We start from the raw sequence: 13,832 nt of genomic DNA on the forward strand, positions 1-13,832 counted from the left end.
ACTTCGTACGGCGAATCGCCGCCATGGCATCCACTGCCATGGCGGCGATCGCTCTGTGTGCCGGCCCGCGCCTAGCGGATCGCCCCGGCCAGTTCCTCCGGGCGGGTCCGGAGTCCGGCCTGGCCGACGCGTACCGAGGGCTTCGGGAGGAACGGTCCCGTGAGCGCGGTCGTGAACAACGCCATCACGACCATCATGGTGAACATCCGGCTGTCCAGGACGCCGAGGCTGACGCCGGCGTTGAGGATGATCAGTTCGGTGAGGCCGCGGGTGTTCATCAGGATGCCGAGGGTGCCGGCCTCCCGCCACGGCATTCCGGACAGTCTCCCGACCATGGACGCGCCGATCATCTTGCCGGCGCAGGCGACGGCGATGATGGCGGCCAGTTCGATCAGATCGCGTCCGGACAACGCCCCGATATCGACATTCAGTCCTGTGACGATGAAGAAGACCGGCAGCAGCACCATGCTGATCCCCGCGAACGGCTTTCTGGCCTCTTCGCCGAACACGCCGCGGTACTCGCTCGGCATGATGAATCCCAAGGCGAATGCACCGAATATCGCGTGGATCCCGATCCAGGTCGTCGCACAGGACGACAGGAACAGCCCGGCGACGAGTACGACGATGAGCTGCGGTGTCATGCGGTCACGGCCACAGTGGCGCATGAGGAATGACAGGAACGGGCGCACGAAGACCAGCATCCCCGTGATGTAGAGCGCGGAGAATATCACCGTTTGCGCGAGGTCCCCGGCGCCGCCGGACGCGGTCACGATCGCCGCGACCAGAGCGAGCAGGCACCAGGCGATGACATCGTCGATGGCCGCGCTGGCCAGTGCGAGTGCGCCGACCCGTGTTCCCAGCATTCCGTGTTCGGTCAGCATCCGGGCCAGCACGGGAAAAGCGGTGATCGACATCGCTGCACCCATGAACAGGGCGAACGCGGTGAAGGAGACCTGATCTCCGTTCACGGTTTCGTGCCGCTGGTACAGCAGCGCCGCAAGTCCGATCGCCAGGCTGAACGGGACCACGACCGAGGTGACGGAGACCGCCGCCGCGGTACTGCCCCGGCCCTTCAGTAACTTTTTGTCGAATTCCCAACCAATTCCGAACATGAAGACGAGCAGTCCGACCTGGGCTATCGCCGACAGATACGGCCGTACTTCGCTCGGGAAGATCAGGGAGGGGAGATCCCCGGGTAACAGGCCGAGAAGACTCGGCCCCAGGGCGATTCCGGCGATGATCTCGCCGACGACGGGCGGCTGGCGTACGTATCGGACCAGCCAACCCAGGATGGATCCGACGACGAGGATGATGGCAATATCGGCCATCGTGATGGCGATGATCAGTTCTTCGCTGCGAGAGATATCCGCCATGATCGGTCCTCCGTACGTATGAATGGGAAATCCCGGGATTCTGCCTGGTGCGCGGAACATCGCCACAGTTCAGCGGCGTACACAAAGGCACCCCGAGAGATGACCGTGAAGTGATCCGGAGGTGGCGTTGAGGTGTCCTACATGTCAGATCCAGTGCGCTTCCCGTGCGATACGCAGCGCGTCGATTCGGTTACGCGCGCCCAGTTTCGTCACCGCGGAAAGGAGATAGTTCCGCACGGTCCCGTCGGAGATGTGCAACTGTGCCGCGATCTCGCTGAGCGTGTCACCCTGGGCCAGCCGCTCAAGTACGGAGAGTTGCCGCTGGGAAAGCGGACAGTCGTCATTTCCCAGCACGGCCACGGTCAGCTCCGTGTCGAAGACTCTTTCTCCTTGATGTACCCGATGGACGGATTCGAATAGACGGTACGGGGAGGCGCTCTGCTGTACCATTCCGGCGATTCCGGCGGTGAATGCCTGGCGTATGACCGGCCGGGTGAATGATTCGGCGAGCAGCAGACATCGACACCTCGGAAGGCCGGTGATCTTCTCGGCGACGGTGATAACGTTGCCGTCCGCGCCGTCGAAGCTGAAGATCACGACATCCGGATGGCGTGTATCGGCGAACTCGATTGCATCAGGATTGCCGGCCACCGATCCGACGACCTGAATCCCCTTGCCCTGTTCGAGCAGGGCGGTGAGCGCGTAGCGGGACACATTCATCTTGTCGGATACCAGTACGTTGATTCCCATTTCTTCCCCCTGTTGCCGATGCTGAGTAGAGTTTCTTGACTCTGGCCGAGCATGCGCATGATTCGGGGCCGGGCCGGCTCCCTTGAGCGGCCCAGCTGTCACATGATGGGAGTTACGCGGTGTTGGCGCATGTTAAGAACATGCAAATAACGTCGTGGACCTTCGCGGCGGCGTCACGCCGTTTCCCGCCGAAGTGTTCTGTCCTGGACGTCGGGACTCCCCCGTCATGACCTCCCTGAATCCCCTGCAGTCAGGCGATCGAACGGAAATAAATACTACAATAGTCATCAGGGAAATCAAGCTCAGAATCGCCGTTGCGGGTCGCTGTAAACGTGACTCATTCGCACCCCTTGACGCCCTGGGCGTCGCCGTTTTCAGGACAAGTGCAAACCCGGATTCCGGAAAGGGCGGGGCTCTATCAGCGGAAACGCAGTGAAGGCGGTGCTCGGCCACGACCGACGCCGGAAGGTTGATCCCGTACGCGTACGAATTCAAGCCAGGTTACCCTTGCCAACCTGCCGCCGCAGGTTGTGCAGTTGGGCTGACGGCGAGGTAAAGCCCCTGGTAGACGGGTTTTCGATCAAGAGAACCGTCTCCGCCAGAGACTTCACGTGCTTGTCCACCCGTCCGGAGCCGACGTGTGGACAACCATCGGCGCAGGTGGTCGTAGTGCCGGCGTCGGCCAACTTCCGAGCGAGATGGTCGGTATCGGTCGGCGTCAGAGCTACGGCGAGACAGAAACGTACGACTTCATGCCCAAGTTCACACCTTGGGTCGTATGTCCCTCAGCTCGGCTAGGTTTCGCGCAGGTCGGACGTCTGCGAGGGGGACGGTGTGCACAGTGCGCAGCAACCGGGTGGGGGACACGGGCCGGTGATTCGTCCGGCACCGGCCGGCTGCCCGCGAGGCACCCTGCTGTCGGAGCTGAACGGCGCGGCCGGGACGGACCCGGTGTCCGCCGTCCATGCGCGGTCGGCCCTGCTGCAGGCCGGCACCGCGCGCTCCTACGAGGCCGGCGAGATCATGCTGCTCGAAGGCGCCACGGACACGTTCGTGCTCGTCCTGCTGAACGGCTTCGCCAAAGTGACGACGACGGATGATCAGGGCGTGACCTTCTTGGTGGACATCCGTGCCGCCGGTGATGTGCTGGGGGAGACCGCGGCATTCGACAACGAGCCCCGTTCGGCCACGGTCACGGCGGCCGAGCGAGTGTCCGTCCGGCGGATATCGCAGGACGAGTGGCTGGGCTGGCTGGCCCGGTACCCGGCAGCCGGGTTGGCTGTCAGCCGGAGCATGGCCCATCGCAGTCGTACCGCGGTCCGCCGCCGCACCCAGTTCACCCGCGGTCCCGTCATCGCGCGTCTGTGTCGCGCCGTACTGGATCTGACGGAGCAGTACGGGGCCCGGACACCGGAAGGGCTGTCGGTCAGGCCCGGGCTGACCCACGCGGAGTGGGGGGAGTTCATCGGAGCGCGGGAACGGCGTGTGCAGCACGCGCTGCAGGAGTTGAGGACCGCGCGAGCCGTCAGCTACGGACGCTGCCGCCTCACCGTCCACTCCGTTCCGGCACTGCGGACGATCGCCGCCGCTCACTGAGCCGGGGGCCCGGCCGGCGACGAGTTCTTCGTGCGCGTCCCGCCGAACCGTTTCTTTCGCCGATCTTCTCCCGAACCCGCACTGCGACCGGTTCGGACGGCCGTCGGAACGCTTCACTACCGGCAGGGGTACGGGGGAGCGTCTCGCACGGTTCGCCGTACTCGCCCGTGCGTCAGGCGAGACCACCATGTGAAGCCATTGCGAGGCGCTGCATGCCTGCCATTCCCGTCACCGTGCTCGGCCCCGCCGAGTCCGGCAAGACCGTCTACCTCGCCAGTCTGTTCCGCAGACTGGCGATCCCGCGACCGGACCTGGGGTTCCATGTCCAGCTGCCACCGGAACAGTCGACCAGGCTGAACAGGATCTACCAGACGGTCACGAGCCCCGACGTCTGGCCGGACCCCGCACGCCGGTCCGAGATATCGGAGTGGGAGTTCTCGTGCTCCGTCCGCACCGCGCGCAACGAGATCTACAGCCCTTTCTCCATCACCTACCTGGACTACTCGGGTGAGCATCTCACCGAGCCGGACGGGCGCGTGGAAACAGGGAGCCGGGTCCTCAGCCGGATCGAGGAGTCCGAATTCCTCCTCGTCCTGCTGGACGGGGTCAAGGTGCTGCGATTCCTGGACGGAGACCCGCGGCTGACGGAGGATCTCGTCGCCGTCTTCAGCCACATGATGAAGAGCCGGGGCATCGTCCACTTCGTCATCACCAAGTGGGACGTCCTCTCGGCAGCGGGGCACACGGTGCAGGCGGTCATGGACTGCCTCCTGCGGCACCCGGACTTCAGGGACGTCGTCGAGACCATGCTGCGGTCTCCGGCCGGTACCAAGGGGGTGCGTTTCATCCCGGTCAGTTCCGTGGGCCCGGACTTCGCCGCTCTCGGACCCGACGGCATGACGATGGTCAAGAAGGGCGGATTTCCCGCGCCGTTGAACGTGGAAATCCCGTTCATGGCGGTGCTGCTGGATCTCTTCGAGGCCCAGCTGAAGGACATGGAGCGACAGGCGACGGCATCCCAGTCCCAGCAGATCGACCAGCGCAGTCAGCGACTCGCGTGGGTGCGCATGGCCAGGGACAGGATGCCGCTGGCACGGACGTTCCTGCGCGCGGCCGCAGCGAGGTCACCCGTGATGCGCCTGGTACGGGACCACATGGCCGAGGCCTTTCTCCAGTTCGTGGAGACCCAGATGTCCGCCTACGGCGACCGGGTCGAACAGGACATCACCCAGCTGCGCGACCGCATGCTGCAGGCCACCTCCGAGAAGGAGGCGCTCAACGGCCTGGTCGCGCTGTTCCACGCCAAGCTCGCCGAGTTCGAGGCCGAGCACCCGGGCTCACGGCTCATCAAGGGGGAATCGTCGTGGACCACGGCATGAAGCACTCCGAGCCAGTACAGGTGTGGCCGTTCGCTCTCACCCGGTCCGTCAACACCGGTTTCCGGATCGTGGCCGCGCCGGACTTCCTCGTGGACGAGGACAGGTACTCCCTGCTCCACGACGTGACGGCCGGCGACCCCACCGATGACGCCGTCTACCGACGCGAGTACCGGGTACGCGAGTCCGAGTCGCTGCGCCTGCTGTACCGGGTCGTCTATCTCAAGGCCTCCGACGTGGGCCTGGACGGCGAATACGCGATGAGCGGGCCCCGGCGCACGCCCCTGATCGAGGGGGTCGTCTGCCGGACGTCTTCCGGGCCGCCCGCCACACAGGAACTCCTCGCCGAAGTGCACCGCCGATGCGGAGCGGACGTACGGGCGTTCTTCGAGGCCGACACGACCACCCGTCCGGTGAGCCCCCTGCCGTCGTTCGGCGCTCCGGAGACCGGCGAGACCGTACGGGTCGTGGAGCTCGACCCGTACCCCATGGAAGGGAGCACTGTGACGACCCCCTGGGGTCGTCACCTATCGCGCCTCCGACGATTCGCCACCGCGGCCCTTTCCGCAGTCCTGTCGGCCCTCGGTCTGCGCACTGGTCGCCGGACTGGAACCGTTTCTGGGGAGGGCGGACGAGGTCCTGTACCTCCTGAGCCGACTCGCGGCGGGACAACAGGACAGGCCGCACCAGGCCGGTCCCGGCGACTGGCGCGAGCCGCCGGAACGATCGTGCTGACCCTCCTGCTCGTCCTGGTCATCAGGAAGCTCAAGTGACCTACGAGGGCCGGCACACGGCGGACGGCATCCGGCTGCTCGTGCATCTCCTGATGACCGACCTCAGGGGCCTCGATCCCGCCGCCGTCAGTCCCGCACTCTGGGCCGAGCCCGTGCGCGGCTGGCTGACGGCGGGGGCCGCCCTCGCCGCCGGTGAACCCAGACGGGCGCTGGCCGTGCTGGACGATCCCGAACCCGAGGAGACGTACGACGATCTGGTGACGCGTGCCCTGCGGACCGCGGCCACCGCCATGGACGTCAACTGGAGTCCCGGTGGCCCGGTCGGCTGGGCCCTGACGGCCCGGGACGAGTCGGCCCTGCTGAAGGCCATGGACGGAACGCACGCCCGTCTGACCATCCTCGCCAGGGATCCCGGGCTGCGGCTACCCGCCTTCCTCGCCGCCCGGTACCTGCCCGACCTGCTCGTCGCCCGTGCCGTCCTGGGGAGCGGGGAGATCCTCGATGCCCAGCCCCCTGAGGTGATCGCGCTGGTCGGAGGCACCGAGGAGGTGGGTGAGGCCGTGCGATGGTTCGACGAGGTGCCACGGGAGATCGCCGAGGGTGGCCTCGTGGCACCGGTCGCCTACCATCTGCTGGTCGCGGGAGACGTGCGGGCCCGGGCGGGGGACCGACGCCGGTGTGAGGCGCTGCGCCAAGAGGCGCTGCGGCTCCTGCCCGGGGATCAGGCCCTGGCCGCGATGTCGTCGCTGCTGGCGGGTGACGCGGAACTCGGGACGCCCGGCGCCCCGGAACGCCTTCTGCCCCTCTCCGCCGGGCGGCGGACACTCGACCGCGCCGCGAAGCACTACGCGGAGGCCGACGCGCTGTTCCGAAAGGCAGGCGCGTCCAGGGGGCGGGCAGCGGCCCAGCTGCGCCTCGCTCATGTGGCCCGACTGCGCCGGAAACCGGACGACCGCACCGCATGCGTCGACCGCGCGCTGACCCTGGCCGAAGTCGCCGACGACCGGGCGTGCGTGGCGCTGCTCAAGGTGCACCGGATGCTGGACGCGGTGGAGGACGGCCGGCCGCTGCCCGTCGATGACGTGGCGGAGGTCCGCCACTGGGCGGCGACCGTGGGCAGCGGTTCCTGGCTTCTGGGTATGGCCCACCTGGTTGCCGCGCGGGCCGGAGACTGGACCCGGCAGAGTCACATCGTCCGCGGCCGGGAGGCGGACGAGCTGGCGCAGAGGCTCGCCGAACCGGTCTTGCCGACGGTCGCGGGAGGGCCCGTGCCCGCCGCCGTTCACCAGGCGACCGCACCGAGGACGAGCCCGATGGGGGCGTACCACGAGGCCCGCCACCGGCTGGCCTCCCTCGTATTCGCCGACATCGAGTTGCGTGCCCGGGAGCGACAGCTGGAGGACCGGTGCCGGGAGGCTTCCGACGGGCAGGCCGCCCGGCCCGGTTCCGCTCGATGGCGGGTTTCGGTCCCGATGATCAACGCCTGGCTGTCCGCGGTGGTCGCAGCCGAACTCTTCCTCAACGAGGCGGTGGGGCTGGGCGACCCGGAGATCGTCGCCGCCGCCCGGCCCCGGCTCGTACGAGTGATCGGTCTCGGGGAGCGTCTGCTGCGCGAGCAGGACGGACCCACGGCCGCGGAGCGACCCCTGCGCGATGCCCTGGAAGGGATGCGGGCCGGACTGGGTTCCACACATGCCGTGGAGAAACTGCACCGGCTGCGTCGGCACAGGTCGGCAGGTCTGTCGGCCCCGGCCGAACGTGCCGCGAGGGAGGCGGAGGCGCTCGTCGAGCGCGGTACACCGCCTTCCGTCGCGCGCTGTGCGCTCCTGGTGGAGTTGGGCCGCATCGAGGAGGCGCGGGGCGAGGCCGACGGACTGGAGGCACGCGGCGCGCTGACGGCACTCCAGTCGGCGGCGCTCCGGTTACGGCTGCGACAGCCCGAGCGGGCCGCGGAGGCGGAACGGCGCATCGGGACGGACGGAGTGGACCCGGACAAGCCCTGGGACAGGTCCGCGATCGCGGCGGAGGCGCTCCTCGCCCTCGGCGACCCGCGGGGCGCCGCGGACCGGGCTCTGGAGGCCGTCACCGCCTACGAGGAACACCGGTCGAGGATGGGACGGGACACCCTGCGGGCGGCGTCGGCCGACGACCCGGTGGTGGCCCGCGCGTATCACACCGCCGTGCTGGCCCAGTGGGAGTTGCCCGGCGGGAAGGCCATGACGTTCGCGACCGCGGAACGTGCCCGGTCCGGTTTCCTCGACTCCGTGCACGCCCTCGACAGCGCCGCCGGACGGCCCGCGGCACAACGAGCGGTACGTGGCTGGCTCCAGGCGGAAGCCCGGTGGGCCGCGCGGTTCGAGGAGGCGGCGGCCGATCTGCGGGGCACCGGCCCGGCCCCGGCCGGGCAACAGGCCCAGGGGCCGGCGGGCGCGGCCGACGAGCAATCCGTGCAGCGCCGCCTCACCGAGACCGAACGGACCCTCGGCACGGCCGAGGCCGAAGTGCGCCGGCTCGCCCCGGGTGCGTTCACCGCCCGGCGGGAACCCGGCACGGTGCCCGACGCCGCCGCCGTGGCACGCGCACTGCCACCGGACACCGTGCTCCTCCAATACCACCTCCTCGCCCAGGACCTGGTCGGCTGGGCAGTGACCCGTGAAGGGGTGCTCGCCGACCGTCGTCAGCGGTCGGCGGACGACCTGGTGGCGATGGCCCGTCGCTTCCACGCCGCGTGCGCGTCGGGTGCCGACGTGACGGAGGCGGGAGGGGCGCTCTCCGACGCCCTGCTCGGCTTCTGCGAACCGCTCCTCTCCCGCTACGGAAGGGTCGTGGTCGTACCTCCCGCCCGGCTCTCCCTGGTCCCGTTCCACGCCCTGCCCATGGGCGGGACGGTCCTCGGCCTGACCCACGACGTCTCCTACCTGCCCGCGGCGTCCCTGCTCACCCGGCCCGGTCCCCGCTTGCCGGAGCCCGACTGGAGGGAAGCGACGGCGCTGCTGGTCGGCGCTCCGGCCACCGCTCCCGAGCGTCGTCTGGCGTATCTGCCCGGCACCGTGACGGAGGTCGCCACCGTCGAACGGCTGCTCCCCCGGTGCCGGGCGCTCACCGGGCCGAACGCCGATCGGGAGAGAGTCCTGGAGCAGGCCGCGGGCTGCTCCGTACTGCATCTGGCGACCCACGGCGACGTCCAGGAGCTGACTCCCTACCTGAGCCGCCTGGCACTCGCGGGCCAGGACCACCTCGGCGTGGACGACCTGCTGAGCCCCGAACTCACCCCCGAACTCCTCGTGTTGTCCGCCTGTGACACCGGACGCGGCACCGCGACCGCCGGAGGTGACGTGCTCGGGCTGACCCGTACGGCCGTCATCAGCGGGGCTCGGCACGCGGTGGTGTCGCTCTGGCCGGTCGACGACGTGACGGGCTGTCTGGTGATGACGCGGATGTACCGGCACCTGACCTCGGCGGACCGTCCGCCGGTGGGTACCGCGCTGGCCCGTGCCCAGCGTGAGGTCCGCAGAGCCTCACCGGAGGAGCGGGAGGAGGAGTACGCCGGGCTCGCCGAGCGTGCCGACGTGACCGCGGATCCCGCCGGCCGACGGGTACGGGCCCGCGACAGCGGCCTCCGCTCCGCTCCGGTCGGGACCGACCCGCACCACCCGTTCCACTGGGCGCCCTTCATCCACGTGGGCACCTGAGGAGCGTCGACCCGCAACCCGGAAACAGAGAAGTACCGGGAACCAGAGAAGTACCGGGAAACAGCGAAGTGAGGTAGCCGCATGACAAGGCGTGGCCTGCTCATCGGAGCCCAGACCTACGACCTGACCGGCGTGGCCGAGGACGTGACCGTCATGGAACGGCTGCTGGCCGACCGCGGCTTCACGGACCTGCGTGTCTGCCGGGAGCCCGCAGAGACCGGCTACCACGGCATGACCGAGGCGCTGACGAGACTGGCCGACGAGGCGGAGACGGGCGACGCGGTCGTCGTCTACTACTCGGGCCACGGTGCGCTCCTCCCCCTGCCCCCGGCCCTGCGCGCGCACCATCCCGGGGGACCCTCCCACCTCCAGTACCTGGTGCCCAGCGACCACGAGTCCGGTACCCCCACCGACTTCCGCGGCTACCTGGCCGAGGAACTCACCGCGGTACTGCGGCGTCTGACGACGGTCACCCCGAACGTCACCTGCATCCTGGACTGCTGCCACTCCGGCGGGATGGTTCGCGCCCCGGGCGGATGGCGGATCAAGTCCGTGAGGTGCGACGTACCCGTGGAGGCGGGTGTGGAGCGGTCGGCCGGACTCGCCACCGCACCGCGCCCGCCCGATCCGGACGTGGTGAGGCTGGTCGCGTGTCAGCGGCTGGGCGTCGCCTTCGAGAACGAGCGGCAGGGCCTGTTCACCGCCGCGCTGACACAGGTGCTGGAGGACTTCCACTCACGTCCCGTGCCCTGGTCGGTGTTGATTGCCCGGATCCGCGACCGTGTCCGGCAGTCGCAGGTGCTCCAACGCCCCGATGCCGGCGGGCCATCGGGCAGGCTGCCCTTCTTCCTGGAGGTGCCCCCACAGCCCGAGCGGCTGCCGCTTCGGGTGCACGACGGTGAACTGCGCGTGGTCGGAGGCGTCTTGTCCGGGCTGCGGTCCATGGACCTCGTGCGACTGGTGTTCCCCGCTGACGGAACGCGGCCCGGGAGCGAGGCGGAGGCCCGGGTGACGGCGGTCGACGCGGCCGACGCCCTGCTGGACCCGCCGCCAGGAGTGCTCGCGTCCCCCTTGCCGCCCGGCTCCCACGCGCTCCCGGTACGCGTCCACACACGTCATCCCGTACGCATCGAGGTGACCGGTCCCTTGGCGGATGCCCTCCGTACGCGGCTCGCGTCGTCCCCCCGGCTGACGGAGGCCGACGGCGAGAGCGAGGTTCTGGGACTGGTCCGGGTACGGGAGGGAAAGCTCGAAGTGGCCGACAGAGCAGGGTTGGCCTACCGCAGTCCGGAGGAGACGCCGGGTTTGGCGGAGACTCCGTCCACCGCTCGGAGGATCGTCGACCTGTTGGAGACGGTCGCCCGGGGCGAGCGGCTGCGCGGACTCACGGACCCGGGCCCCGACGGCTTCCCCTCGGGGAGTCTCCGGGCGCGGATGGAGGTGGAGACCAGTCCGGGCAGCCATGACTTCCGCGAGTTCCGGGCCGACGACGGGTTGCGTACGGGGGACCGTTACCGGGTCCTGGTCGCGGGCCGCGCTCATGCCCAGCTGTACGTCTGGCTGCTGGGGGTGGGCCTGAGCGGCCGCACCTCCTTGGTCACCTACGACCAGCCCAGTGGCATCCCCATGGAACCGGCCGGCGGGGACGACGGCGAACTCGCATGGTCGTCCCCGCCGGTGGACATCTGGTGGCCCGAGGACGTACCGGCCGTGGGCAGCCGTCCGGAGAGCGTGCTGCTCCTGGTCGGCGACCGTGAACTGGACCTGAGCCCACTGGGCGGTGTCGCACGCCGCCGCCGGTCGGAGCCCGCTGCTCTGAGCGCGTTGCTGGACGAGGTCTGCGAGGGCGTCAGGGACTCACACCTGCCGACCGCGGAAGCGCTGCGGTACCGGGTGTTCAGCTGGCACACCACGGTCGAGCCACCGTCATCGTGAAGCGTGGACGAGAGCCGGCCGGGTGCCGCATGACCTGCTGGCCACCACCGACCTGGTGGCCGGCGGTGCACTGAAACCGAGGGCCTGTCACCCGTCGGATTCGTGCGTAGGGAAGTGAGGGTCAAGCAGTTCGCGGGCGTCGCCTGGATCAGGTCGCAGCGACACATCGCCCCTACAGCCCCTGATCTCAACTCCGCGGCCAGGGGCGCCCGTCGTAGCGTTCGACGTCTCGGTTCAGGCGGCTGAGCAGGGTCGCGAACTCGGTGACCTCCTCCGGTGTCCAGTCGGCCACCACCTTCTCCAGCCCCCGGATGTTCTCGGCGCGGTCGGCGGTCAGGCGGCGCTCGCCCTCGGCGGTGATGGCGAACTTGCGGGCGACGCCCCCGTCCGGGTCGGGGATGCGCTCCACGACGCCGGCGCGCAGCATGGCGGCGGTCTGCCGGTTGAGGGTGGAGACGTCCAGCCCGAAGGCGGCGCTGAGCCGGCCGATGGACATCGGTCCCTCCGCCCGGATGCGGCTGAGCAGGAGATAGGCGCTGCGGTCGAGCCGCCCGTTCAGGCCCCGTGCGTGCGGGGTGAGCAGGTGGATGTGGCGCCCGAGCAGCATGGCCTCGAACTCGATCAGGGGTGTCGGCTTGTCCATGCGGGTTCCGTAGGTTGTTGGGCGGCCCGGGAGGGGGTTCTGGGCCTGCTGGGGCGGGACGTCCCCTCGTCTGCGCGACACCGCACCCCCGCGACATCGCGCCGCGCGACACCGCATCGCGCCGCGCGGCCGTCGTCGCGAATATGCATGATGCACTGGGCATGTACGATGCACATTCTATGCATGCCGCATTCCTGCCGTGCAGTGCGTCGCGCCCGCCGTGATCCGGAAGCGCAAGAGGGAGAGTCCCCCCGTGGAAAGTCCTGACAGTCCCAAGGCCGAGTCCCGCTCAGACGGTGTCGTCGGCATCCTCGCCTTCGCGGGCATCGTGGCCGCGCTCACGCAGACCCTGGTCGTACCGCTGATCGGGGACCTGCCGAAGCTGCTCGACACCAGTGCCTCGAACGCCTCGTGGGTGATCACCGCCACGCTGCTGGCCGCGGCGGTGGCGACGCCCGTCGCGGGACGCCTCGGTGACATGTACGGCAAGCGGCGCATGCTCCTGGTCTCGCTGATACCGCTCGTCGTGGGCTCGATCGTCTGCGCCCTGTCCTCCTCGGTGATCCCGATGATCACCGGACGCGGTCTGCAGGGCCTCGGCATGGGCGTGGTGCCCCTGGGCATCAGCCTCCTGCGCGACGTGGTGCCGAAGGAGAAGCTGGGCTCGTCCATCGCGATCATGAGCGCGTCCATGGGCGTGGGCGGTGCGCTCGGCCTGCCGTTCTCCGCGGCGATCGCCGAGAACACCAGCTGGCGCGTGCTGTTCTGGGTCGTCGCCGCCCTGGCCCTCGCGGTCGGCACCCTGATCTGGTTCGTCGTGCCCGTCGGCCGGGCGAACACCGCCGCGGGCACCAGCTTCGACCTGCTCGGCGCGGCCGGCCTGGGCGTCGCGCTCGTCTGTCTGCTCCTCGGCGTCTCCAAGGGCGCCGACTGGGGCTGGGGGAGCGGCACCACCCTCGGACTGCTCGGCACCGCGGTCGTCGTCCCGCTGGCCTGGGGCTGGTGGGAGCTGCGGACGCGTGAGCCGCTGGTCGACCTGCGCGTGACCGCCCGCCCGCAGGTGCTGATGACGAACATCGCCTCGATTCTGGTCGGCTTCTCGATGTACGCCCAGTCGCTGGTCGTGCCCCAGCTGCTCCAGCTGCCCGAGGCCACCGGCTACGGTCTCGGCCAGTCGATGCTGGCCATGGGCCTGTGGATGGCCCCCGCGGGCCTGATGATGATGGTGATGTCGCCGATCGGCGCCAAGGTCTCGGCCGCTCGCGGCCCCAAGGTCACCCTGACCGTCGGAGCCCTGATCATCTCCCTCGGCTACGGCATCTCCCTGCCGATGATCGGCACCGACTCGCCGCTGGGCCTGCTCGCGGTGACCATCGTCGCCAACACGGGCGTCGGCTTCGCGTACGGCGCGATGCCGGCCCTCATCATGAGCGCGGTGCCCCAGTCGGAGACGGCCTCCGCCAACAGCTTCAACACGCTGATGCGCTCGATCGGCAGCTCGGTGTCGGCCGCCGTGATGGCGGTGGTTCTGGCCCAGATGACCACGGACTTCGGCGGGTTCGCCCTGCCGTCCGAGGACGGGTTCCGGGTCGCCATGCTGATCGGCTCCGGTGTGGCCCTCGCGGCCGCGGCCGTCGCGTTCCTCATCCCGGTCTCGAAGGCGGCCACCGAGCCGGAGCCCGGCACGGCACCGGACACCACTCCCGAGACGGCCGAGGCCAAGGCCTGACCCC

The 13,832-nt window shown here is 69.4% G+C and carries 9 protein-coding genes; 6 read left to right on the forward strand and 3 right to left on the reverse strand.

The genetic code is table 11. The features are described 5' to 3' along the window. Window positions 1-71: 71 nt before the first annotated feature. On the reverse strand, window positions 72-1,433 hold the full coding sequence (locus tag ACFWXQ_RS08955; protein ID WP_383937043.1) for a cation:proton antiporter: 1,362 nt from the start codon (window positions 1,431-1,433) through the stop codon (window positions 72-74). Window positions 1,434-1,517: 84 nt separating this feature from the next. Further along, window positions 1,518-2,123: a response regulator transcription factor gene (locus ACFWXQ_RS08960; protein WP_383937021.1), complete on the reverse strand. Its 606-nt coding sequence runs from the start codon at window positions 2,121-2,123 to the stop codon at window positions 1,518-1,520. An 873-nt stretch (window positions 2,124-2,996) separates the two neighbouring features. On the opposite strand from ACFWXQ_RS08960, the gene ACFWXQ_RS08965 reads away from it, so the two are divergent. The 5 genes from ACFWXQ_RS08965 (at window position 2,997) to ACFWXQ_RS08985 (ending at window position 11,456) form a co-directional block, all read left to right on the forward strand. After that, window positions 2,997-3,719 (forward strand): Crp/Fnr family transcriptional regulator, encoded by a 723-nt coding sequence (locus tag ACFWXQ_RS08965; RefSeq protein ID WP_383937023.1) that lies wholly within the window; start codon window positions 2,997-2,999, stop codon window positions 3,717-3,719. A gap of 212 nt (window positions 3,720-3,931) precedes the next feature. Further along, a complete protein-coding gene (locus ACFWXQ_RS08970) occupies window positions 3,932-5,098 on the forward strand; it encodes a hypothetical protein (protein ID WP_383937025.1) in 1,167 nt (388 codons plus the stop codon). After that, a complete protein-coding gene (locus tag ACFWXQ_RS08975; RefSeq protein WP_383937027.1) occupies window positions 5,083-5,868 on the forward strand; it encodes a hypothetical protein in 786 nt (261 codons plus the stop codon). Before ACFWXQ_RS08970 ends, ACFWXQ_RS08975 begins: the two co-directional genes overlap by 16 nt. Next, window positions 5,865-9,521, forward strand: coding sequence for a CHAT domain-containing protein (locus ACFWXQ_RS08980; RefSeq protein WP_383937029.1), 3,657 nt, complete (start codon window positions 5,865-5,867; stop codon window positions 9,519-9,521). The genes ACFWXQ_RS08975 and ACFWXQ_RS08980 overlap by 4 nt, the downstream gene beginning before the upstream one ends. Before the next feature lie 81 nt (window positions 9,522-9,602). Further along, entirely contained in the window at window positions 9,603-11,456 is a 1,854-nt protein-coding gene (locus ACFWXQ_RS08985) for a caspase domain-containing protein (RefSeq protein ID WP_383937031.1), read from the forward strand. A 187-nt stretch (window positions 11,457-11,643) separates the two neighbouring features. Here the strand turns inward: ACFWXQ_RS08985 and ACFWXQ_RS08990 are convergent, their stop codons facing one another. After that, a complete protein-coding gene (locus ACFWXQ_RS08990; RefSeq protein ID WP_383937033.1) occupies window positions 11,644-12,099 on the reverse strand; it encodes a MarR family winged helix-turn-helix transcriptional regulator in 456 nt (151 codons plus the stop codon). A gap of 253 nt (window positions 12,100-12,352) precedes the next feature. On the opposite strand from ACFWXQ_RS08990, the gene ACFWXQ_RS08995 reads away from it, so the two are divergent. Beyond that, a complete protein-coding gene (locus ACFWXQ_RS08995; protein ID WP_386267873.1) occupies window positions 12,353-13,828 on the forward strand; it encodes an MFS transporter in 1,476 nt (491 codons plus the stop codon). The last annotated feature ends 4 nt before the right edge of the window (window positions 13,829-13,832 follow it).

Source organism: Streptomyces sp. NPDC058697, assembly GCF_042715345.1.
Taxonomy (GTDB): Bacteria; Actinomycetota; Actinomycetes; order Streptomycetales; family Streptomycetaceae; genus Streptomyces; species Streptomyces liliifuscus.

Excerpts from the sequence above, each read along its gene's own strand:
- ACFWXQ_RS08955 (WP_383937043.1), bottom strand. The coding sequence starts at position 1,433 with ATGTTCCGCGCACCAGGCAGAATCCCGGGATTTCCCATTCATACGTAC.
- ACFWXQ_RS08960 (WP_383937021.1), bottom strand. The coding sequence starts at position 2,123 with ATGGGAATCAACGTACTGGTATCCGACAAGATGAATGTGTCCCGCTAC.
- ACFWXQ_RS08970 (WP_383937025.1), top strand. The coding sequence starts at position 3,932 with ATGCCTGCCATTCCCGTCACCGTGCTCGGCCCCGCCGAGTCCGGCAAG.
- ACFWXQ_RS08985 (WP_383937031.1), top strand. The coding sequence starts at position 9,603 with ATGACAAGGCGTGGCCTGCTCATCGGAGCCCAGACCTACGACCTGACC.
- ACFWXQ_RS08990 (WP_383937033.1), bottom strand. The coding sequence starts at position 12,099 with ATGGACAAGCCGACACCCCTGATCGAGTTCGAGGCCATGCTGCTCGGG.